Origin of the sequence: Nostoc sp. CENA543 (assembly GCF_002896875.1) — a bacterium.
Taxonomy (GTDB): domain Bacteria; phylum Cyanobacteriota; class Cyanobacteriia; order Cyanobacteriales; family Nostocaceae; genus Trichormus.
This window is the reverse complement of record NZ_CP023278.1, coordinates 4,199,801-4,224,443: the sequence shown is the minus strand read 5'-3', so window position 1 is coordinate 4,224,443 and position 24,643 is coordinate 4,199,801. Positions and strand designations below refer to the sequence as shown.

At 41.6% G+C, this 24,643-nt stretch carries 14 protein-coding genes and 1 pseudogene; 2 read left to right on the top strand and 13 right to left on the bottom strand.

The features are described from left to right. Nucleotides 1–57 precede the first annotated feature (57 nt). The 13 genes from CLI64_RS17450 to CLI64_RS17385 form a co-directional block, all read right to left on the bottom strand. Nucleotides 58–1,041, bottom strand: a complete 984-nt coding sequence (locus CLI64_RS17450; RefSeq protein WP_103138391.1) for a hypothetical protein — start codon at nucleotides 1,039–1,041, stop codon at nucleotides 58–60. 102 nt (nucleotides 1,042–1,143) lie between these two features. Continuing rightward, nucleotides 1,144–6,069, bottom strand: a complete 4,926-nt coding sequence (locus tag CLI64_RS17445; RefSeq protein ID WP_103138390.1) for a type I polyketide synthase — start codon at nucleotides 6,067–6,069, stop codon at nucleotides 1,144–1,146. Between the two features lie 3 nt (nucleotides 6,070–6,072). Further along, the gene (locus CLI64_RS17440) at nucleotides 6,073–7,989 is read right to left on the bottom strand and encodes an amino acid adenylation domain-containing protein (RefSeq protein ID WP_103138389.1); all 1,917 of its coding nucleotides are present in this window, start codon (nucleotides 7,987–7,989) and stop codon (nucleotides 6,073–6,075) included. Nucleotides 7,990–8,850: 861 nt separating this feature from the next. Beyond that, nucleotides 8,851–9,543, bottom strand: coding sequence for a response regulator transcription factor (locus CLI64_RS17430; RefSeq protein ID WP_225977378.1), 693 nt, complete (start codon nucleotides 9,541–9,543; stop codon nucleotides 8,851–8,853). Continuing rightward, nucleotides 9,528–11,045: a HAMP domain-containing sensor histidine kinase gene (locus CLI64_RS17425; RefSeq protein ID WP_225977377.1), complete on the bottom strand. Its 1,518-nt coding sequence runs from the start codon at nucleotides 11,043–11,045 to the stop codon at nucleotides 9,528–9,530. The genes CLI64_RS17430 and CLI64_RS17425 overlap by 16 nt, the downstream gene beginning before the upstream one ends. A 1,024-nt stretch (nucleotides 11,046–12,069) precedes the next feature. Further along, nucleotides 12,070–13,431, bottom strand: a complete 1,362-nt coding sequence (gene gntT, locus CLI64_RS17420) for a guanitoxin biosynthesis MATE family efflux transporter GntT (RefSeq protein WP_103138388.1) — start codon at nucleotides 13,429–13,431, stop codon at nucleotides 12,070–12,072. 167 nt (nucleotides 13,432–13,598) lie between these two features. Continuing rightward, nucleotides 13,599–15,200, bottom strand: a complete 1,602-nt coding sequence (locus CLI64_RS17415) for an iron uptake porin (RefSeq protein WP_103138387.1) — start codon at nucleotides 15,198–15,200, stop codon at nucleotides 13,599–13,601. Between the two features lie 162 nt (nucleotides 15,201–15,362). Next, a complete protein-coding gene (locus tag CLI64_RS17410; RefSeq protein WP_103138386.1) occupies nucleotides 15,363–15,599 on the bottom strand; it encodes a CDGSH iron-sulfur domain-containing protein in 237 nt (78 codons plus the stop codon). Between the two features lie 217 nt (nucleotides 15,600–15,816). Then, nucleotides 15,817–17,559, bottom strand: a complete 1,743-nt coding sequence (locus CLI64_RS17405) for an ABC transporter ATP-binding protein (protein WP_103140774.1) — start codon at nucleotides 17,557–17,559, stop codon at nucleotides 15,817–15,819. 234 nt (nucleotides 17,560–17,793) lie between these two features. Next, nucleotides 17,794–19,575 (bottom strand): ABC transporter ATP-binding protein, encoded by a 1,782-nt coding sequence (locus CLI64_RS17400; protein WP_103138385.1) that lies wholly within the window; start codon nucleotides 19,573–19,575, stop codon nucleotides 17,794–17,796. A 236-nt stretch (nucleotides 19,576–19,811) separates the two neighbouring features. Continuing rightward, nucleotides 19,812–20,525 carry a rubrerythrin family protein gene (locus tag CLI64_RS17395; protein WP_103138384.1) on the bottom strand — a complete coding sequence of 238 codons (714 nt, stop codon included), beginning with the start codon at nucleotides 20,523–20,525 and terminating at the stop codon, nucleotides 19,812–19,814. Between the two features lie 749 nt (nucleotides 20,526–21,274). Then, a complete protein-coding gene (locus CLI64_RS17390; RefSeq protein WP_103140773.1) occupies nucleotides 21,275–22,354 on the bottom strand; it encodes an alkene reductase in 1,080 nt (359 codons plus the stop codon). Between the two features lie 170 nt (nucleotides 22,355–22,524). Next, nucleotides 22,525–23,265 (bottom strand): SDR family oxidoreductase, encoded by a 741-nt coding sequence (locus CLI64_RS17385; RefSeq protein ID WP_103138383.1) that lies wholly within the window; start codon nucleotides 23,263–23,265, stop codon nucleotides 22,525–22,527. Between the two features lie 261 nt (nucleotides 23,266–23,526). Between CLI64_RS17385 and CLI64_RS17380 the strand changes: the two genes are divergently transcribed. Next, a complete protein-coding gene (locus CLI64_RS17380; RefSeq protein WP_103138382.1) occupies nucleotides 23,527–24,339 on the top strand; it encodes an Rpn family recombination-promoting nuclease/putative transposase in 813 nt (270 codons plus the stop codon). After that, nucleotides 24,332–24,604, top strand: a pseudogene (locus CLI64_RS17375) (flagellar assembly protein H); the annotation flags it as partial. The gene CLI64_RS17380 and the pseudogene CLI64_RS17375, both read left to right, overlap by 8 nt. Nucleotides 24,605–24,643 lie beyond the last annotated feature (39 nt).

Here is a 24,643-nt window from a genome sequence, read left to right as displayed (position 1 = left end):
TAAGTCTTCGTATAAATGAATGAACGCTTATTGTAAATGGATTTGGATATCTGATTTCTAATTGAGTCTCTTGAAAATATTTACGACTGATTTTATGGGATTTTTTATTCTGTCTATACCTGAATAATAAAACTCATACTTATTTTTAGGGTTACGTTTTGATATCAGTCCCATCAACCATATTTTAAGTTTATCCGATAGTACAGATTGTCCTGGTTGTTTGGGTTTTAAGCCTAGTTTACGCAAAATGAAGTTGGCTTGATAAATTGGAACTTGCCAATCATAGGAGTGTAAATCAAAGTGAATACCCAAAACAACTGAATAGCTGTTGCCATTTTTGAAGTAATGTGGGCTTCGCACGGGAATATGAACCCCTTTACCTGGCGACAAAGTATAAATATGAGCTTTGTTTTGCTTCTCATTTGTGTGTCTTCCTGCATTGGGATCACCGAAGTAATATTTCTCCAATTCTTCGGTACTTACAGTTGAGGGATCGAAGGGAAATAGATGAGCTTCCCTTTGTCCATAAATTTGAAACAGAAAAGTTGATTCATGGTCAAAATGATAGGGAGTAACTGCATGAGGAGATGCAACAAAAATATAGACATCTTCCCATGAAATATCTTGTTGCAAAGGTAGACCAGTCAGTTCTTCTAGTTCAGCAACAACTTTCTCCAGTAAGACTCTATATTCAGGCACAGATTGGACACTATAAAGCAACAACCAAGATGCTGATTCTTCAATATGAGTCAGGCACTCTAAAATTTTATCTTTAGTAACATTTCCCCCTGAGAAAGCTTTTTGGTTAAAACGTGCTTCACTGCTTTGACAGTGGATTCTCCCACCTTGACTCATCAGAGTCTGTGCAAGTTCAACTAAGTGGGGTATCTCGGATAAGGGATTATTCCCTAAGTTGTGCGAGAACATGAAAGGAGAACCATTGAACTTATCTGCAAAGCTCAAAGTATTTGCCTCAATTATCTGCTCAGGAAGTGTTAACTGTAATTTATCAGATGTTAGTTTTTGATTGCTTAATAACATATTGTTAGGTTTTGGTTTTTAGTTTCAGATGGTTTTGATTGACTTTAGTTAAACACTTTTGAGGCAGAAACGAGGCTCAAACTTACACAGGGGAAAAAGTATCTAGGAAACACCAGCTACTTGTAAGTATTTACCTGGTCTTTCAGGGTCGGGGATATACCAAGCGGGATTACCTTGGGGGTCTCTACCTAACTTTGCGCCTGGTTGGGGTGGTTGATTCCGTGAGTTGTTGTTAACCTGGGCTACGTGTGTGACTGGTGCAGCAAAGAAACCAGCAGCTTGCATTTCGGTAATGCTTTCTTTAAAGGCTGTCATGGCTTTAGCCAAATCTGCTTCAGAATGGGCTGTGGTCAAGAAGCAAGGACGATGATCCCAAATATGCACTCCTTTTTCCCGCATCAGGTAAAATAACAAGTCACCATAAGGAAACTCTGGTGCATACTTGACCATAAACAGAGAGCCGAAATTATAGGCGGTGTATGGGGCTTGCATTTGTTGGAAGTAGCCCATTAATTCAGCGACAAACTTATCAGTTCTCGCATTGAGGTTTTGTTGCAAGCTGGGGCCACTTTGTTTGAGGTGTTGCAATACCGCTTTCGCCGCCGCTAATGCTAAAGGATGGCGGACAAAAGTCCCAGCAAAATAAGTTACACCCACCTCTGGCACAGAATCATCACCATACTGCCAAAAACCACCGTCTAAGGCATCCATGTATTTTGATTTACCTGCAATTACCCCAATGGGTAAGCCACCACCGACGATTTTACCGTAGGTTGCAATGTCAGCTTTAATACCGAAATGAGCTTGCGCGCCACCAGGATGGATTCTGAAGCCGGTGACAATTTCATCAAAAATGAGGGCAATATCTTCTTGTTCGGTGAATTGGCGCAGTTGTTGCAGAAATTCCTTGGGTTGGTATTCAGGACGGCGGCTTTGTACAGATTCCACCATGACACCGGCTAATTCATCTGCGCGACTTTTGAGGATTTCTAAAGCATTGGGGTCATCGTAGTCAATTACCAAGATATTCTCTACTTTTTCTTGGGGAATACCTGGGGCGGCGGGAACTGACCGGAGTTTTTTCGTACCACGGACGATGACTTCATCTAAGATGCCGTGGTAAGCACCAGAGAAGATGGCAATTAAGTTGCGTCCTGTAATGGTACGTGCTAAACGCATTGCACCCAACACTGCTTCTGAGCCGGTGTTACAAAAGGCAGCGCGGTCAAAGTTGGTGATTTCACACATCAACTTGGCGACTTCTCCCACCAATGGGGTTTGGGGGCCAATTTCCATGCCGAGTTTGAGTTGGGCTTCAATAGCTTCAGTGACGAACGCAGGCGACCAACCAAACAAATTCAAGCCAAAACCATTACTTAAATCAACATATTCATTACTGTCTAGATCCCATAGTTTAGAACCTGATGACCGAGATGTGACGATGGGATAAACCACCTCTTTCATTAAGGGGTTAAATCCAGAAACACTTCTGGGGTCTGCCAAATGGTGGCGGTTGGCTTGAGTATATTCTTTAGATTTTGAGGTTTTTTGAGTGTATCTTTGAATAAATTTGTCTAAATAGGTGCGTTGTTCGGGTGTTAAGGTTTTGGTTTGGGTAGTTTCAATGCGTGCGGCTGCGCCAAATGCCTTTTTGGGAGCTGTATCTTCTGCTGTTGTTTTTGGTTCTGGAGATTGACTGGTGGGGGTGGTGTGATTTTGTGGCTTGATTTCTGGCTGTTGCAGATTAACAACTGGTAAGGAGAGGGGTTGACTTTGATTTGTATTACTCAACAGTGCCAGTTGTTGAGCCATGATTTGTAGCTGCTGGTTAATCACACCTTCTAAGGCGTTGGTTGCGGCGGGTGATAGGGCAATATGGGGTGTCGAGCCATTTTTTGACCCGTTACCATTGTGTCCGTTGGTGGGTGCTGGGGGTACTGTTGCCATTGGGGTGGAACCATTTTTAGCATGAGAGCCGTTGCCGTTACCGTTGGTAGAAACTTCCTGTACTGGAGAGGTTTCTGGGGGAACTAATGCAGATAAAGCGGCGGGAGATAAGCTTTGCTTGATGAAGTCAGCCAAGGTTGCTAAATCGGGGTAAACCTCCAGTAATTGTCTGAGTGTGACTTTCACTTGGAATTTTTTCTTCAATGCCAACCCGACTTGAGTGAGAGACAAGGAATCTAATCCCATTTCGAGAAATGAGGTGGAGGGTTCAACACCAGCAATTTCCAGTCCAGAGGTTTCTTCAATAATTTCTTGCAGCAGGGAAATAAGCTTTGTTTGGGCTGACATAGTTTGAGTTGTTTCTAATGGAGAATGGGCAGGTTGGGAATTGGTTACACGCTGGGGGTGGGGTGGAGGATCAATCCAAAAGCGTTGGCTCTCAAAGGGATAGGTGGGGAGAGGAATACGCCGTCGTCTTTCTCCTTGGTAGAATTGATGCCAGTCAATAGTGACTCCTGTGAGCCATAGTTGTCCTAAAGCTTGGAGTATGGCAGTCCATTCGGCTTCGTTATCTGCGTTGTCGCTGAGGGAAGGAATGGCTATTTGTTGTTTAACGTCTTTAGCTTGTTGCTTTGCTAGTGTTGTTGTGGTGGTGCGTGGCCCAACTTCTAGTAAAACTCTTTGTGGATGCTGCCATAGAGTTTTCACCCCATCTGCAAATCTGACTGTTTGACGCAGATGTTTAGCCCAGTACATGGGATCTGTGGCTTGCTTAGAGGTAATCCAGCTACCTGTGACTGTGGAAACAAAAGGAATTTGGGGTGGTGATAATTTGACTTGCCCGACTATCTCAGCAAAGGGGGCAACGATCGCCTGCATCATGGGAGAATGGAAGGCGTGGGATGTGTGTAAGGGGCGACACACTATTTCGGCTGCTTCTAGTTCGGTTTGCAATTGGGCGATCGCTTCATGATTCCCAGACACTACACACAACCCAGGGCTATTAATGGCGGCGATCGCTAATTCCCCGGTCAATTTTTTTTCTACTTCGGCTGCTGGTAATCTCACGGAAAGCATTGACCCAGATGGTAACTCCCACATTAAGCGGCTGCGATGAGCCACCAATATCAGGGCATCTTCTAAGCTAAATACACCCGCTAGACAAGCAGCGACAAATTCCCCAATACTATGACCAATCATCGCTTGCGGTTTGATTCCCCAACTTTGCCATAGTTGCGCTAGGGCATATTCGATTACGAATAATGCAGGCTGGGTAAAGCGAGTTTGTTGCAGAATGGTTGCGGCTGTTTCTTTCTCGGCTGGTACTGGATAAATTATTTCCCGCAAATCTTTACCCAACAGGGGTTTAAGTATCTCTGCACATTCATCTACTATTTGCCGAAAGACGCTTTCGCGGCTGTAGAGATTAAATCCCATATTGACATACTGCGATCCCTGTCCAGGAAACATGAAGGCAATTTCTGGATCGCGGATTTCTGTATGGCGCGTCAACACCCGTTTCGAATCTAAGGATTGCAATGCAGTGATGGCTTCTGTGGTGTTTTGACAAACTAGGTAGCGGCGATAGTTAAAGGTTTTGCGTCCCCGTTGTAGGGTATGAGCCACATCTGCTAAGTTAATTGCATCGTTGTTTTGCAGATGTTGTTGTAGGTTTTGGGTGGCTGTCTCTAGGGCTGTATTAGTTTTCGCAGAGATTAGTAATAGTTGTTGGGGACGGGGAAGGCTAGGAGGTAGCAGTGCTGGTGCTTCTTCTAGAACTACGTGAGCATTAGTCCCACCCACACCGAAGGAACTGACACCTGCACGGCGGGGGGTTGCGCCTTCTGGCCAAGCAGTGAGTTTGGTGTTGACGTAAAAAGGACTGTTAGCAAAGTCAATTTTGGGGTTAGGAGTCTCGAAATTTAAGCTGGGGGGAATTTGTTTGTAGTACAGGGAAAGGGCGGTTTTGATTAATCCCGCTACTCCAGCCGCCGCTACTAAATGTCCCACATTGCTTTTGAGAGAACCGATCGCACAAAATTGTTTAGCATCGGTATGGATGCGAAAAGCTTGGGTCAATGCTTCAATTTCAATGGGATCACCCAAAGCTGTCGCAGTTCCGTGAGCTTCTATATAAGATATAGTTTCTGGGTGAAAGTTGGCATAGGCTTGCGCCATTGCGATCGCTTCGGCTTGTCCATCTACACTAGGTGCAGTAAAACTGACTTTATCAGATCCGTCATTATTGATACCAAAGCCCTTAATGACAGCGTAGATGCGATCGCCATCATGCAGTGCATCTTCTAATCGTTTCAGCACCACCAAACCCGCACCGTTATTGAACATCGTGCCTTGTGATTTGGCATCAAACGGACGACAATGGCCGTCAGGAGATAGCATTGTGCCTTCTTGGGCAATATAACCACTGTTTTGGGGTGTAGTCATCGATACACCACCAGCCAAAGCCATATCGCATTGATAGTTAACTAGGCCTTGGCAGGCTTGAATTACTGCCACCAAAGATGTAGAACAGGCGGTATTAATACTAACAGCAGGGCCTTTCAGGTTGAGTTTATAGGCGGCGCGAGTAGTGAGAAAGTCCTTTTCGTTAGCCAGCATAGTCTGGAAATCACCGACGCGATCAATAATTTCCCGGCGACCGCAGATATGATTGGCAAAGTAGGTATTCTGACCGCAGCCAGCATACAGACCTATTAAGCCGTTGTATGATTCTGATTCGTAACCCGCATTTTCCAAGGCAGCATATGCTAGTTCCAAGAATACCCGGCTTTGGGGATCCATCACTTCTGCTTCTCTGGGATTGATGCCAAAGAAGGCCGCATCAAAGTTTTCTCCCCCAGGAATAATACCCCTAGCTTTCACATAACTAGAATCTTGAATCAACTGAGGATCAATACTAGGATCTAGTTCGTCAGCTGAGAAGAATGTGGTGGACTCTTTACCGACACAAAGATTTTCCCAAAATTCATCGACGGTTGTCGCACCAGGAAATCTTCCTACCATGCCGACAATTGCCACACCATCCAGAGACTCTTGATTTTCTAATGCTTGTGTATTCATGGCTTAAACACCCCTTGGACTATGACGGCGACGGGCAGATACGGCTGCTTGCTGGCGTTGGGCGCGACTTTGCAACCTGTCGTAAGATGGTTGACTATGCTGTTCGGCATTTAAATATTTTGCTAACCCAGCAATTGTGGGGTACTGGAATAGCTTCACCACGGATAGCTCAATTCCTAATTCCTGTTGCAATCGCGCGGCAATTTGCATGATTAAAGTGGAAGTTGCCCCCAAATCGAAGAAGTTATCATCAATCCCCACTGGCTCAATGTTGAGTACATCAGACCAAATACTCGCTAACTGACGTTGTAGGTCTGTTTGTGGTGCTATATACACCTGTTCTAGTTGGGGACGTTCTCGACTGGGTGCGGGTAATTTATGTCTGTCTACTTTGCCATTGGCAGTTAAAGGTAAGGATTCCAGCACAACGAATGCTGATGGCAACATATATTCTGGTAATCGCTGTTGCAAGAAACTACGTAATCGCTCTTGTTTGTATGTACTGCCTTGATGCGGCACAATATAAGCGACTAATTTTTTTTCGCCTGTTGCGTCCTGACGAGCTACAACGACATTTTCCCGTACATCAGGATATTGAGCAATTTCCCGTTCAATTTCTCCTAATTCAATGCGAAAGCCACGAATTTTTACTTGGTTGTCAATACGTCCCAGGAATTCGATATTGCCATCAGGAAGATAACGGACTAAATCTCCAGTTTTATAGAGAGTGAGGGATTGGGGGTTTTCTTCATCTCCCATATCCAGTTGGATAAACCTCTCGGCTGTTAATTCTGGACGGTTGAGATAGCCTCGCGCTAAACCATCACCACCAATGTACAATTCGCCGGTAGCTCCCATCTCTACTGGTTGCAATTGGTCGTCTAATATGTATATCTGGGTATGAGCAATGGGACGACCAATGGGGATGGATACATCTGGTTTAATGGGTGCGGTGATGTAATGACAACAGGTAAATGTTGTGTTTTCTGTCGGCCCGTAACCATTAATTAGTTGACAATTTTCTACGGTTTGCAGGAATTTCTGCACATGGGGAACAGATAAAACATCGCCACCGGCTAAGAGTTGTCTTAATGGTTTAAGGGCTTGGATATTTTCATCTACCATTAAATGGAATAAGCCAGCTGTTAGCCACAGGGTAGTGATTTGGTATTTTTCAATGATTTCTCCCAATTCCTTGAGGGATGGGGTTTGACTGGGACAGATGACAAGTTTCCCGCCGTTAAGTAAGCAACCCCAAATTTCAAAGGTAGAGGCATCAAAGGAGATGGGCGCAAGTTGTAAAAATACTTCTGTGTTGCTGAAGTTAGCGTAATTTGTGGCTTTAACTAACCGCACTACACCACGGTGAACTACACTCACACCCTTGGGTTGACCGGTAGAACCGGAGGTGTACATGACATAAGCTAAGTTTTCAGGGGTAATGCTAGTATTTGGGTTTTCTGATGGGTGCTGATTGATGATTTCCCAGTCTGTATCTAGACAAATTACCCGCGCTGTGTGGGGTGGTAATTTATTTACTAATTCTTGTTGAGTTAATAATACTGAAATTTTGGTATCTGCCAGCATGAAAGCGAGGCGTTCCTGGGGGTATGCCGTATCTAATGGCACATAAGCCCCACCAGCTTTGAGGATAGCTAGCAGTCCGACAATCATGTCTAGGGAACGTTCTAGACAAATTCCCACTAATACTTCTTTGCCTACGCCCAAGGTTTGGAGATATTGCGCTAGTTGGTTGGCGCGTTGATTGAGTTCTTGGTAAGTTAGTTGTTGTGCCTGAAATACAAGGGCGATCGCATCAGGTGTTTTTTCTACTTGTTCCTCAAATAGTTGATGTATAGATTTATTACGTGGATATGCTGTTTGATTATGATTCAAATCCAGCAATAATTGCTTTTGCATAGAAGAATATGACCTAAATTTCTGCCGTAATCCCTGACTTTCCTGTTCAAAATCCTAATAATCGCCTGTAATAGAGAAAATAAAAGTTAAGACTCTAGCTGTTATAAATATCAGTTCAGTATCTTCTATGTAAGTGATCGAAAACACTATCTAGCGGTTAATTTAATCCTCGCTACCACACTATCCTGAACAGCCAATAAAAATATCCAGATGGATATCCACTTAGATGTTGTGGATAAACATGATTAATCCTATATTTGTGATTGTTGATATTTTGCTGGTACTTGCAACCAATTCTTTTTGTAGTTGATTTTTATTCACTCAATAATTAACAGCATAGCTAAAGCTAGCCAGCATGGATGTCTGCCGTGCTGATAATTATATTGACATCACCACACAGGTATTTATGAACATCTTTTGCATATCTTCAGCAAGAATTGGTCTAAAACTCAAATAATTGGCTTTGTATTACGTAGTTATGTAATATTAATATCGCCAACTACATTTACCTACAGCAAGGCAATTGAATTAACCTAGCTTCCCTAATTATTTTGTAGTTGCATGGAAAGGCATCGAATAATGGTAATTGGTAGTCATGTCACTACCGTACAGCGTGTCAGTGGCTACTGCCTCAAGCAAGACGTAGAAGTGTGTCCCTATTACGGGGTTCCTACTCATGAGGATATGGCTTTATTTGCTCCCAGCATTTTGGTGTTGTGTTTACCTATGCTAGAGGACTCTCAATTTCTCTTGAGGTTGTATCCCTGTATCTTGTGGTCAGAACAACCTACTCACGAACAGTTACCATTAGTCACTAGCCCTACAGAACTCTATGGACGTATGGATGAAATTTTTTCTAACTTAGATCAATCCATCCCTTATGGCCAATGCTGCCGCTTGGACACGGTCATCAACACTGAGTTTGTTGAGAACCATCCGCACATAGGACTTAACAGTTCCCAGTGAAAGATGTAGTTGTTCAGCGATTTCTTGATTGGAATAGCCTTCCGCGATGAGTTTCAACACATTACGCTCTCGTTCACTCAAAATTGGCCTCAGGGGAGTCTCAGGGACAGGTGCATTTTTTGGGGGAATGTTGGGTTTGAGCATTCGAGCTAATTTCTGTGCTATTTGTGGGTCTAAATATGCGCCTCCTTGGAGGAGGATGTTAATCACAGCAATTAACTGTTCCCATTGAATAGTTTTTGTACAGTAACCATCTGCGCCAGCTGCTAGCATTCCCATGACTTGAGTATCGTTATCAAACGCACTCAACGCCAACACGCAATTAGCGGTGCGATCGCTTTTAATTTGCTGGGTGGCGGTGATGCCATCCATAACTGGTAACTCAATATCCATTAACACTACATCTGGCTTGAGTTTAGCAGCCAGGTCTATTGCTTGCACACCGTCACCTGCTTCTCCCACTACACTAAAACCAGCTTCTAGGGAAAATTGTGCTTTCATTCCCCGGCGTACCAAAGCATGGTCATCCACCAGTAAAATTCGCACAGTTTTTTTTTCTGTACCATCAGTGGTCATTTCTTGTTCCATAGGTTATTTTCTGATTGGTCAACAGTTTTGGATGTGGTTACAGGAAGAGTAAACCAAAATGTACTACCTTTCCCCAAAGAACTTTCTACGCAGATAGTCCCACTGTGAGCTTCGATGATTTGACGGCACAAGTATAAGCCAAGTCCGGAACGTCCACGTCGGCTTTGTCCTTGAATAAAACGATGAAAGAGTTTTTCTTGGTCTTTGGGTGCAATTCCTACACCTTGATCCCGTACTGCAACTTTTACTTCGGCGTTACCAGAGTTCATCACCTCCAAAACAATCTCTTGATTTGGCTCACTAGCTCTAGCAGCGTTATCTACTAAGTTCTGCACAACTCTTTGAATCTCTAATTCATCTCCGTAAACTGTGGGTAGATTAGGGGAAATATAATATTGATAATTCAACGTTTTTTGATGGTCATTGACTTTTACTAAAGAGATGACCTTATCAAAAATCTTTTGCCAACACAATTGATCACTTCTGAGATGATTTTTCTGGCCATTTTCGTAACGAGATATATCTAATAGTCTTTCTATGAGTTTGAGTAAGTCTTCATTAGCTTGGCGATAATCTTCAAATAATTCTTGCCAGTTATCATTAATAGGGCCAAATGCTCCCTTAAGCATCCCATCTATAGTGCTGCGAGTCGCAATTAACGGTGTACGCAAGTCATGGGAGAGAGCCAAAATCATTTCTTCTAATTGTTGGTTTTTAACTTGAGCTTGCTGTTGGCGATCGCTAGCTTCTTTAGTGATATCTTTAATAAGTTGTGCGAGATCACTAATTTCAGTAGTAGCACTACAAAACTGCGGCTCTAAATTTTCATCTCGCCACATTTTTCCCATTGTTGTTAATTTGCGGAGGGGAATTTGAATTCGCTCGTGCAGAAACCAAATATGTAAACTTACTCCTAATAAGATTAATATAGTGCTGATAAGGTTGATATTGGTGTTAATCTTGTCAAGTTGTTGTAACCAATTTTTATATTCAAAAATCAGTTGATCTTGTAATTCGATCAAATTGTTGATTTCAGCACGTATTTCACCTGCATAGGTGTGTTTTATGGCATAGCTACTTGGCAAAGAAGCTCGTAAACTTTCATAGATAAATTTGATTTTATCGAGTTTTTGGAGGTGTTGGGGTTGGTCTTGCAAATAGTTGTACAATCTGTTGAGATTATCCTCAACAAGAGTGTTTGCCTGGTGATTCACTGTAGTGAGGATTGCTTTTTCCTCTCTTACCAAACCTTTGAGAAGATTTTCTTCTTCATTTTGTATAGTTAAAGCTTGGTTAATCTTTTGATGTGTTTGGTAAGTTAGCAATGATATCCACAAACTAGAGGCTTGCTGTCCAAATATCAGCAATACCACAATTAAAGAACTGCCATATATAGGCGTAAATACACAAGTTTTCCATTTGAGAAACTTTGCTTGCCATTGCTTCATTAGCTTCAATGAAGGCTGGCGAACTAAGTGATTATTAATTAAAGATTCCTGCATTAGTCACTTATCCAAAATTTTTAATATTTTTTAATAAATGGGCTTAATAAGGATGCCAGAAAGATAAATATGAGAGACTGCGATCAAAGATCATTACCTAAGTCACTTAAATCATAATTTTAGTTGTCTAATTTCATTGCTATCGAAATATATCAAACTTTGTGACTAGACGTACTGACAATTTAGATCATGAATTTTCCTGAGATTCTTATTAAGCTACGTGTACTAAATATGAGTTCAGCTTTTAGCTTGATCATTCTGCACACTGTCAACTCGACCATTTGGTATCAACAAAAGTTTTAAGTTACATTACCGTTAATTTTTTAAAGTCAGTTTTTCTGGATGAATGACTCAAAAAATCATATTTGCATGAGGTGATTGTTACTTGTGTCATCCGTCTGATATCACGTTTCTATGTAAAGGTGAGACACAAGAACGTATATAGTGATTTTTGGATGGTTGGTAATATATTTTATTCATTTATATTGATCGGTAAGTGGATTTCATTACTGAAATACCTAATGTCATTACCGAGGGAAAACACACAAACTCAATAAGTATACCTATTAAAGTCTTTACTTTGGCTTTACTAGTAATTATACATAGTAAATTTTCTTTAGATGTCGTCAAATATTAATTATTTTTTAATTTTGGGTCTTGATTGATTTTTTTCATAGTCACACAGCTTTTTATACATCAATGTACTTTACTAAATGAGAGTTTACAGTAAGACAATTTACTTTTGGGATTTTTTTCCTAACTTTACACTACCTTTACTGTGCATTTAGTCATTACTACATAAATCAAGACAGCTTAGTTAAAAGTCGGTCAAAAGAGGCAGGGGAGCGGAAAACAATGCAGTCTAGAGCTTTGCCCAATTAGAGCAATTGCGGAGGAGCAAGGAGGAAAAATGGGACAATATGCAGAGAAAGAGTCACTTATAGAGGGAATATGAGCGAATGGACTTTTTTAGTAACGATTCAGATTCTTGCTCCCTCTGCACCCCAAAAAGATAGAATATTTTTTAGTTGGAAGTCCCTAATAAATCTGGACTGGGTATTTTGTTTTCCAGTGTCTTAGGTAATTTCAAACCCAGAACCACAATCATCATGCTCATGTAAGCAATTAAAGACACCCATAAAAGATGATTGTTTTGCAGATACCAAGCTGTAGCTGCTAGTGGTGCAAAACCGAATCCAAAGGCTAAAAGTACGGCGTTGCGGATGGTTGCGCCTTCTTTTAAACCGATAAAGTATCCTTCTAACATAAAAGCGATCGCAGTTAAAGCTAAAAGTGGCAGTAACCAAATCGCATAACTGCTAATGTGTTCGTTAACTTCTGTATGACTGGTTAGAATACCAAATATTGTATCTGGGAAAATCACAGCAGCGATCGCAAAACCCAGGGAAATAAATAAACTGGTGATCACAGAAATAGTTAACAGTGGTAACATCTTCTCTGTTGTGCCTTTACCCTGAAAATTTCCGGTTAAAGTTTGTGTAGTCAGACCTACGCCTTGAATGGTGAACTGACTCAATATAGCAATTTGCAACAATAACCCATTCTCTGCTAAGGTAATTGTCCCCATTGTGGCACTCAAATTAGTAAAGATGGCATAGGTGGAAATCAAGACTAAAAACCGTACCAAAATGTTTGTCTTGAGGACAACAGTATCTTTCAACGCCAGCCAATCAAACACCTCTTCCAAGGCAGCTTGTACTTTTGACCATTCAATGGTGAAGCAAACACCCACTAAACCAGTCAACAGTGCTAAATATTGACTGATTGCTGTTGCTAGTCCTGCACCCATACTTTCCCAACCCCATTGGACAATCATTAAATAGTCCAACAGCACATTAGAACCATTGCCAATGAGAGATATGAGCAACACCAAACTATTCTTTTCTCGTCCCGTGAACCAACCAATTAAGACAAAGTTGAGTAACACCGCCGGAGCTGCCCAAATTCTCGCATAAAAATAATCTGTTCCAGAACTTTCAATTTCTGGTGAACCGCTTAAAATCCAAAAGCCTAGCTTTTGGATAGGGTATTGCAGCAACAGGATCACTAACCCCAGTCCTAGCGCAATTAAAGCACTCCGCATTCCTACTAATAATATGGTTTTGTGATCATCCATGCCCACAGCTTGAGCGGTGAGAGCATTGACACTAGAGCGTAAGAACTTTAACACGCGATAAAGATAGTCAAAAAGTATTGTGGCGAGGATAACTCCCGCCAGGTGACGGATATCTGCTAAATGACCCAAAAAGGCGATATCAACAATCCCCGCGAGAGGAACCATCATGTTAGAAAGCACGTTGATGCTTGCCATTTTGTAAAATCGCGGTAAAAAGTCGTACTGGAGTGAGACTGCTGCAAATCTCATAATTTGGCTGTACTGGAGTTATTGATGGAAATTGGAACTATTTTAGTGTAGTTGACTGGTAAACAAAAAAGTGTTGTCGGGAGTTAAGCCAACGGTGCAGCGATTTCGACTCAGGCTTTGTCAGACATTATTATTTACCATCCCAGGTGCGATCGCTATCCTCCAGCTTACAAAGCAAATACTGTCCGCAAAGTGCCGGTAATAATTGTGCCGTTACTATCTTGATTACTCGGATGAGCTATTACCTGAATTAAAGGTGTAACTCGGATATGATCAGTCACAGGAAAGTTATAGAAAGCTTCAAAATTCATCTGTGTACTATCCCCCACAGCATTTTCAATGAAAGGTTGCCCAATTGCAATACCCGCGATCGCTCTTTCCATAAACAAATCTCGAAATCCTAACCCAGCCATCCAATAATGTGGATTGATATCACCTAAGCTGGTATCAGGATAACTAGCATAACCATAACGACCAAAAACACCCACACGATTATTCAAAGCTAGATCAAAATTGACACCAACACCATTAAAACTACTACCAAATAGCCTACCGCCACTATATTGCAAACGTACCGCCAAAGTTTTACTAGGCGTATATTCCAGTTCTACAAAGCCTTGGTAGGGATCACCAAACAAACCACCATCCGCACCACCGCCAGCTGTGGGGAATAAACGAATATCTTCAGCCGCACCACCACCGATTAATCTTCGGTTCTCTGGTAACGAATCAGTGGCATCTCCTGCAACGTATAATGCTCTTAATTTAAAGGGACTGGCTTTTGGTTGCCAATTAATAAAAGCACCCGCCCCTGCCGGTCTGGGAAGTAATATATAGTTGTTAACTAAAGCCTGAGTAGAAAAGTCTAAAAAGCTGATGTTGGCATAACGATTTTGATCAACAAAATCAGGAGCAACAATTGCAGGGCCGATAGTAACTTGCAAATCTTCAATAGGTTTAAAAGTGTAGTACAGCCTTCCTATACTTAATTGATCATTCCGTCCTGGAATAGAAAAATCTAAGGTACTCCCCAAATTAGGCTCAAGATATCCACCCGCGTTATCGTTGGCACCATCACTACCTGTAACTAAGCGAACTTTTAATAAATCTGTGCCATAAAAGCTGGTGTTTAAGTCCAAACTGAGTCGATAAATCAAGGTTGCATTGGGGTCATTATCAGCAATTACCCTACCTCTGGGGGCAATAATTCTATCACCAGCAAATCCCCCAATGTTGAATGCAAAGATAGCCTGACCCTGTAGTTTTGTCGTAGTGGAAAACTGATTGGGTTCTAGCATTGCATTTTGAGCTTCGAGGTTATCTACCCTTCCTCGCAATGTAGCTAATTCTGGAGCAAATATTGTTTGCAGTCTTCGTAATTTCTCTAAATCTTCAGATGCAACTAAATCTGATTTGCCTTTGCGAATTAACTCATTTACTTGCTCTAATACCGCATTGATCCCAGCCGCAAATTCATAGCGACTCATGGCGCGGCTACCCCGAAAAGTTCCATTGGGATAACCTGCAATTACACCATAACGCTCAACTAACGACTGGAGAGCGGCAAACGCCCAGTCTTGGGGTTGTACATCTTGTAATTGGCTGACAGAGGTAACTTGTTCTAGAGTCGTTTCTGTTTCAGAACTATCAATGTCTAGACTTGATTGTGCTAGCGCGTCATTATTCGGCAATATTAAACACAAACACCAGATTGATTTAACTAATGTCAGCAGGGATATAGGGGAAAAAATAGATTTTTTTGCGTTCATAGATAGGGGGTTAAATATTTTCAACTTCCCCCTGACGGGGCGATCATTGGTTTTTCATAGGAGTTACTTCTACGAAAGGTTACAATTCTTCGCCAGCATTATTCTTGTCTATTATTGCTTTTTTCATTCTCCCCTATACCCCTTATTGACAGCCCCTGAATTTTAGAGTGATTTATGACTACCATCGCAAAAAGGAGTATTGTTAGTGTGTTTACACAGACACAATGCCACCTGTTTTTCTTCTGTAATTTCAAAAGCTAACGGTTGAAAATTTGTGCCTTTATGAGAACCATCACAAAAAGGTTGATTTGTAGATTGTCCGCAACTACACCAAAAATATTTGCCTGGTTGTAGTTTTACAAGCGTAGGTTTTTTGTCAACAATTATAGGTTCGGACATGGAAATTCCCAAGATTATTTGTATTACTTGTAATGCCAATTAATTCTTGATGTTTTTAGTTTCAAGATGTTGTCATGTCTTAAACTTTACTTTGAGGGTTTTGCTCAGGTCTTTTCTATTCTTGGGAAAAGTATTCTATTATTGTAATTATGCTGAAATTTCCCGTCGCCCACAGTTCCTATTCTCCATTAACACTCAAAATCTCAAACTCAGAAACTCAATGAACTTCCATTGTGGTTGTCGCACCTAACTGGAGAGCATAGAGATTAGCATAAACACCTTGTTGCTCAATCAGTTGAGCATGAGTCCCTCTTTCAACAATTTGACCTTGCTGCATTACTAACACCTGATCAGCCTGGGTGACGGTACTGAGACGGTGAGCAATGACGAAGCTGGTACGACCTTTTAATAAACGAGCGATCGCATCTTGTACTAGGGCTTCTGTACGAGTGTCTATGCTACTGGTTGCTTCATCTAAAATCAAGATGCGGGGATTAATTAACACCGCACGAGCAATACTAATCAGTTGTCTTTGTCCTTGGCTCAAAGGTGCGCCTCGTTCCCCTAACTGAGTTGTGTAACCCTGTGGTAGAGAAGTAATAAACTCATGCACATTGGCTAATTGTGCTGCCGCTTCAATCTCAGCTTGGGTAGCATACGGCGCACCAAAAGCAATATTTTCCGCTACAGTGCCACTAAATAAAATATTATCTTGTAAGACAATGCCAATCTGACGGCGCAGACTCGCTTGTGTAACACTACGGACATCTATGCTATCTATTTTGACAGCACCATCCGAAACATCATAAAAACGCAATATCATATTAATAATGGTGGTTTTACCTGAGCCAGTGTGTCCTACTAATGCCACCATTTCTCCTGGATGAGCGTGTAAATTTACACCTTTTAGTACCATTTGTTCTGGATTATAGCCAAACTTGACATTCTCAAAGATGACCTCACCCTGAATAGTAGGCATTGTCATCGCGTCAGGAGCGTCTTGCAATAGTGATGGTTCATCTAACAACAGAAAAATTCGATCCAGTCCCGCGAATGCAGATTGGGCTTGGGTGTAAAACTGACTGAGGATTTGGATAGGGCGAAAAAACTGCTGCACATACAATAAAAAAGATGTGACTACGCCTACTGTTGCCCTTCCAGTAACGGCAAGATAGCCACCATAAGCTAATACACCTGCGGTAGCTAGGGTGTTGAGAAAATCAATTGATGGTAAAAAAGCAGAGGTAATCGCTACTGCTTCGACGTTGGCATCACGATTAGCGGCGTTGAGTTGATCAAATTCTGCTATGTTAATGTGTACACGATTAAATGCTTGTGCTTCTCTGACACTGCCAATATCTTCTTCCAACTTGGCAGAGAGTTCGCCAATAGTTTGACGTGTCACTCGAAATTTACTCCTTGCCCATCGTGAAAACAAGCTAGTAGTAAAAATCATCAGGGGAACAACTAAGTTACTCAATAGACCAAGTTGTAGATTAATAGAGAGCATGGCAATGACAATACCAACCAAACTAAAAACGTTACCCAACATTTGAGCAACAGTTTGTCCAAAAGCTTGATTGACGGTATTTACATCATTGAGTAACCGACTCATTAAATCCCCAGCTTCACTACGGTCAAAAAAGCTGAGTGGTAGACTTTGAATTTTCAGAAAAATATCTTGTCTCAATTGCGCCAGTAATCGTTGCATAATCCAACCGACGCGAATAATTTGACCCCGAATTGCCCAGATACTAAAACCGTAGATTAAACCTAGTATTCCTAATAATAGTAGTAAACCAGGCAAATTTCCCTTGACAATTAGATTATCAACTGACCATCCGAGTAAGAATGGCCCCAAAGCCTGAGTGGAAGCACCAATTAACACGAATGTCAGTGCGACTGGAATTTCCTTGCGAAAGGGTAAAAAGTATCGTAAAAAACGCCGGAGAGTTGACATTTGTTGCGTTTTTTCTGGTTCAGATGCAATCACCGGTTTACCTCTTAGTCATTAGTCATTAGTCATTAGTCATTAGTCATTAGTCATTAGTTATTACTCAGCACCGGCTAAACGCCGCGAAGAAAGCTAACAGCACTCATTACTCATTACTCATTACTTATTACTTATTACTTATTACTCAGCACGCTGCTCAACGCCCCGCTTCCGCTAACAGCACTCATTACTTCGTCTCCTTTACACGTTTACGCCTTGTTTCTTCACTTGAGATTCTAAAATCGCTCCATAAAGTGGGCTGGTTTGCATTAATTCTTCATGTGTGCCTTGGGCTACTAATTTTCCTTTGTCTATGAGAAAAATTCGGTCAGCGTTTTTGACGGTGCTAATGCGTTGGGCGACAACAAAAGTTACACAGGCTTTGCGGCGCATCATCTCATCTAATGCGGCTTGGATTTCGCTGGCAGTTTTGGCATCAACCGCAGAGGTACTATCATCCAAAATTAAAATACTGTAGTCGGTAAGTAAAGTCCGCGCGATCGCAATCCGTTGTTTCTGTCCACCAGATAACCCTACGCCACGTTCACCAACAATTGTCTCGTAGCCATCTGGCAGACTGGTAATGAAATCATGAATTTGGGCAGTTTTGGCTACCTCAATGACTGCTTCTAATGGTGCATTAGGTTTAGCATAGGCAATATTTTCGCGAATTGTACCGGCAAATAATGTACTTTCTTGAAATACAATGCCAATGTGGTTTCTCAAACTTTTGAGGGTAAAATTTTTGACATCTCTACCATCAATACGAATCGCGCCCTCGGTGACATCATAAAAGCGGGGAATCAGGTTCATAATCGTACTTTTGCCGGAACCTGTCATTCCCAAGACGGCAATTAGTTCTTTAGGTCTAGTTTCAAAAGATACATTCTTTAAAGTTTCGATGGCTGCGCCAGGATAACGAAAAGAGACGTTTTCAAAGGTGATTCTACCGCCACAGGTATCAAAGGCGATCGCATCTGGGCGATCGCGAATCTCGATTGTAGCGTCTACTACTTCGTAAACTCTTGTAGCGGAAGCAGCAGCTTGAGCGATCGCAGGTGCAGCAAAGCCAATCAGCAAAATGGGCTGAAAAAGCAACACTAAGTAGGAGTTAAACGCCACTAGTTCGCCAATGGAAAATCTATTACCAATAACTTGCGCCCCACCATAACCAAACACCGCCAACGTCACTAAATTACTCAAAAGAAAGATAAACGGAAATGTATTGCGGATGGCGCGGATAGTCTTCATGTTGGCAGAGACTAATTCATCATTGAGCCTGGTATAACGGGATTTTTCCGCCGATTCCCGCACAAAGGCTTTAACGACTCTAATACCAATCAGGTTCTCTTGTAATACAGCATTGAGACTACCTAGCCGTTCCTGGATCTGTCCGAACAATTTATCATTACCGATGACAAATCGCGCCATTAACCAAGAAGCTACCGGTACTACTGTCAGGGAAATTAACGCTAATTCCCAATTCATCACCAGCAAAAGTACCGCCACCACCACCAATGTTACAACTCCAGCTATGACTTGAATCAAACTAGTCCCGATAAATGTACGGACGAGTTCAATATCACTGGTAACGCGAGTTAACAGTTGTGATGTCTGGGACTGATCATGATAGCTAAAACTCAGATTTTGAATTTTGCTGAAAATTTTATTGCGTAAGTCATAGGCGACACCTTGAGATACTGCTTCTGCCAGATAACTTTCACCAAAACTAAATACACCACGCGCGATCGCTGCCACTACCATCCATGCTGCACTATATAAAACTATCTGTAAATTTCTCTTGGCAATTCCCTCGTCTATTCCCCAACGAAATAGTTGCGGAGTTATCGCATAAACAACTGTCAACAGTAATAAACTTAGCAAAGCCCCCAGAGAAATCAAGCCATAATTTCTCAAACTCCCCAAAACACGCCAGATTGCTTGATTTGAGGAATTTTCCTGGGGTTGTGATGGTGCAATCACTGGAATTTCTCCCTGATTTGCTGTGAAAATTTTGTCTTAACAACGAGTATGAAAGCTTACAAGCGAATAGGCAATATGTAATAGGGAATAATCCTTGATGAGTAATGAGTAATGAGTAATGAGTGATGAGTGCTAAGTTGAGAAGTAAATTCTACCTTATCTACCTTGTCTACCTTGTCTACCTTGTCTACCTTGTCTACCTTGTCCCCAATCCCCAGTCCCCAATCCCTCACCCTCTAAGCGGCCGTTTTTTCCTCAAGGGGAATAAATGTCTTTTTGGTAGCACCACAAATTGGACATTGCCAATCATCGGGAATCGCTTCAAAGGGTGTACCTGGGGCAATCCCAGAATCAGGATCACCGATTACAGGATCGTAAATCATGCTGCATTGTCTGCAAATCCATTTACGGGTGTTGGGATCATCACTGGCTACTCTAGTTACAGGTTGTCCACCGTTAATCACTTCTAAAGCTTCAGTATAGCGATCGGCGTGGTAATTTTCGATGAATTTCAATAAGCCAAAACGGTGGGCGGCGGCGCGGAAAGTGTCGGCGTGTTCGCCAGATTCTTGTGCTTGCTTGAGAAATTCTTCGGCGGCGGGATTGTCGCGATCTCGTTGGGCTGCTGCGGCAAAATCAGGATACATGGTAGTGTATTCGTAAGTTTCGCCCTCAATGGCTAAAGATAAGCAACGAGAAACAATTTCCCGCTTTTGTTCATCAGTCAAAGCTGCTGGATCTTCCACCACTAATTCTGGGTGTAACAATTCAAAATGGGCAAAGGCGTGTTCAGTTTCCTGTTCTGCGGTTTCACGAAATAGTTTGGCTAAATCTTTAAAACCCAGTTTACGCGCTACTTCAGCAAAAAATAGATATTTCCGGTTTGCCATTGATTCGCCACCAAAAGCAGCTTCTAGATTTTGCAGAGTAGTAAAGTTTGAAAGATCCATAATTTTTAGATACCTGAAAAGTAATATCTATGGGTAAAGTCTGGACTCAAAATTTGAGTGTATGAAGTAACAATTGTATAATTTACAACTTTTTATCCAAATTTTTCAGTCCATCTTTATTTACCTGTTTTATTAACCGCGACAGGAAAATTGCTGTATCAGCATGGGAAAGCATCGATAAGAGGCAGAGGGCAGAGGGTAGACTGTTGACTTTGTGGCTTTTTAAAAGGTCAAAAGTCATGCACAATTTATGTTCTGTCATCGCGTTCGCGAAGTGTCTCGTAGAGAAGCGGGGCGGGAGCATCGTTGCAAATTGGTATAACCTGTTCCACTTAGGTAAATCACTCCCAAAACAAATGCACCTAACGAGTAGGTGCAATGATTAGGCAATTATGGAATTAATACTACTATGTAAAACCAAGTAAGTAATAACTCAGGAGATACCTGAGTTTATCTGAATAATCAAGAAAACATTTCAGTGAATTTACTGATTTTTGCGTAAAATACTTTAGAAAAACTAATGATAAGTGTTTTTACCATTAGCAAATTTTCTTAAGTAATAAATCTTAAATTTTTGTTGTATCAATAAGAATCTCTTTTCAAGAAAAAACCTCTCTTGAGGAAGAAAGGTTTTTGACAATTGATTTAACACAAAAGGACTTTAGTCCTTACTACGAACTAAATCCTAGTATTTTTACGTTACGTAGCATAGTTTGGTTTTTTCAAGTTGTTCTACTTGGTCGTGCTATTCACTTACTCTCAACTAAAAAGGGATAATCTGTATATCCTGTGGCTTCTGCTCCGTAGAATGTTCTGGGATCTGGGGTGTTTAATTCGGCGTTAAGTTTGAATCTTTGGGGTAAGTCGGGGTTAGCAATAAACAATTTGCCAAACGATACTAAATCTGCATCGTTTTTGCTGAGAATGTTGTCTGCGGTTTCGTGATCATAACCACCGTTGGTAATTAATGTCCCTTGGAAGATTTGGCGGAAATGGGGTGTGACGGGATTCATCACTTCACGAGTTGATAAATCCACTTCGTTAGGTTCCATCATGTGGACATAGGCTAAATCGAAGGGATTCAGAGCTTTCACTACATAAGTAAATGTTTCTTTGGGGTTGGAGTCGGACATCCCGTAGAAAGTGTTACTGGGGGAAAGTTTAATCCCAACTCTACCGCCTCCTAGCACACCGCTAACTGCTTCTACTACTTCTAAGACAAAGCGGCTACGATTTTCTACTGAGCCGCCATATTCATCTGTACGCTGGTTTGAACCATCTTGGATAAATTGGTCGATTAAATAGCCGAATGCACCGTGTAATTCTACACCATCAAAGCCAGCAGCTAAAGCATTGACTGCACCCTGACGGAATTGTTCGACAATTTCGCCGATTTCTGTAATTTCTAAAGCGTGGGGAGTTTCTAAAGCAACTTTACCGATGGGTGTGTGCAGTGAACCTACTCCAGCGATCGCACTTGGTGCTACTGGTAATTCTCCACCCAATAAGGCAGGATGAGCAACTCTTCCAGAATGCCATAGTTGTACAAAGATACGTCCCCCTTGTTCATGAACTGCATCTGTGACTAACCGCCATCCGTCAATTTGTGCGTCTGTATAAATCCCTGGACAGTTGATATAGCCTAAACTTAAGGGTGAAATGGCTGTACATTCCGTCACAATCAATCCTGCACTGGCTCGTTGAGCATAATATTCTGCCATCAGTGCATTTGGGATGTTGTCTATTGCTCGTAAGCGTGTCATGGGAGCCATAACAATCCGGTTGGGTAGAGTGTATGACCCTAGTTGAACTGGTGTAAATAGGTTCATGGTTTGGGGAATTGGGAATTGGGCATTGGAACTCGAAGTTTCTCGTTGCAAACATGAATGTTCGTGTTCTCAACTCAAATTTTCTGGTTTTGAACAACAATAATCTTGTTTAAAACGAAAATATTTTTGTTCTTAACTGGAATAGACGTAAATCAAAGTTCTTGCTTAGTTTAGATAATCCCGCCGTTGACGCGAATGTTTTGAGCCGTGATCCATCTAGCTGCATCACTTGCTAAAAAGGCTACGACATCGGCTATTTCTTGAGCATCGCCCAACCTACCAAAGACAGCCATTTGAGATAGACGGTTGATTTGTTCTTCCGTTTTGCCGTCTAAAAACAATTCTGTAGCTGTGGGGCCTGGTGATACTACGTTCACGGCGATATTTTTCGCGCCTAACTCTTTTGCTAATACTCGTGATATCTGTTCGACTGCACCTTTAGTTGCTACATACGCGCTATAAGTAGGTAGCATCAAAGCTGTGGTAGAGGAGGAAAAGTTAATAATTCTTCCCCCTTCTGTCATGTGGCGTGCAGCTTGCTGACAGGCGAAGAAAGTACCTTTGACGTTGACTGCATAAATCTTGTCAAAGTCTGCTTCGGTAATTTCTGTGATGGGTTTATAAACGATTGTCCCGGCATTGTTGACTAAAATATCAACTTTGCCAAATTGAGCCATAGTTTCTGCAAATAATCTCTCAATATCAGCTACTTTGCTAACATCTGCTTGCACTGCGATCGCCTTAACTCCCATTTTGTCTATTTCTGTGACGACTTCTTGGGCTTTATCGGCTCTGCCTGCATAGTTTACTACTACGGATGCGCCTTGACTAGCTAAAGTCAGTGCGATCGCTCGTCCAATTCCCCGTGATGCACCTGTCACAATTGCAACCTTCCCAGCTAAACCTGTCATGTTGCTTTGCTCCGCATTCAAAATTCAACATTAACAATACCCCTAAATAAATTTAAAAGCTTGTCTGTTTTTGACAAACTCCAATAGGGCGGGAACAGGGAACAGTGAAAGAATGAACGTTAGTAATGTAGGGTGTGTGACGGCAACGATAAGATTTAAAACATCATCCATATATTCAAATTGCTGTCACGCACCTGGCAAACATAGGTAATATCAATCATGATAAAATTACCTTAGCCAAGAAGCAGCTAAAACCTCTGCGTGAAAACCGACAGCATATTTTATCGCCTATTCCAACAATTCCCCAGCATTTTCTTTGAACTAATTGGCAACCCTCCCGAAACCGCCAACATCTATCGATTTGCTTCTGTTGAAATCAAACAAACAGCTTTCAGAATTGACGGTGTATTTCTCCCCAACCAAGAGCAAAAAAGCCCGATTTATTTTGTGGAAGTGCAATTTCAAGCAGATGAAGATATTTACCTGCGCCTGATTTCTGAAATTTCCTTATACTTACGCCAAAACAAACGCCAAAATCCTTGGCGGGGAGTAGTAATTTATCCTAGCAGAGATATAGATATAGCAGAGAAGGAAGATTTCTTAGAATTCTTTGAGAGTCAGCGTATCAAGATCATCTATTTAGATGAACTAGGCGAAGCTGAATCACTACCCATAGGCATTGCTACGATAAAATTAGTAATTGAGGGGGAAGATACAGCCATTAACACGGCTAAGGAATTAATTAACCGCACCCAGCAAGCACAGAATTCGCAACTACCACAAAAACAGTTACTAGAATTAATAGAGACAATCTTAGTTTATAAATTTCCACAAATGAGTCGTCAGGAGATAGAAGCAATGTTTGGTTTAAGTGAGTTAAAACAAACACGGGTTTATCAAGAAGCTTTAGAAGAAGGTGAACGAAAAGGTGAACAAAAAGGTGAACAAAAAGGACGTATACAAGCAAAATTAGAAGCTGTACCTAAACTGTTAGCACTGGGTTTAACTGTAGAACAGATAGCACAAGCTTTAGACTTAGATGTTACACAAGTCCAGCAAGTAGCAGGTTTATAAATTTCCGCAAATGAGTCGCCAGGAGATAGAAGGAATGTTTGGTTTAAGTGAGTTAAAGTAAACGCGGGTTTATCAGGAAGCGAAACTAGAAGGCAAACTAGAAGGTAAACAGGAAGCCAAATTAGAAGCTATACCTAAATTGTTAGCACTGGGTTTAACTGTAGAACAGATAGCACAGGCGTTAGACTTAGATGCCGTACCAGTCCGACTAATAGCACGGCAAGAATCTCTGAATCCTAACTTAGATTCAAAACATCACCAATAAATTCAAATTGCCGTTACGCACCAAGCAAACATATTTACA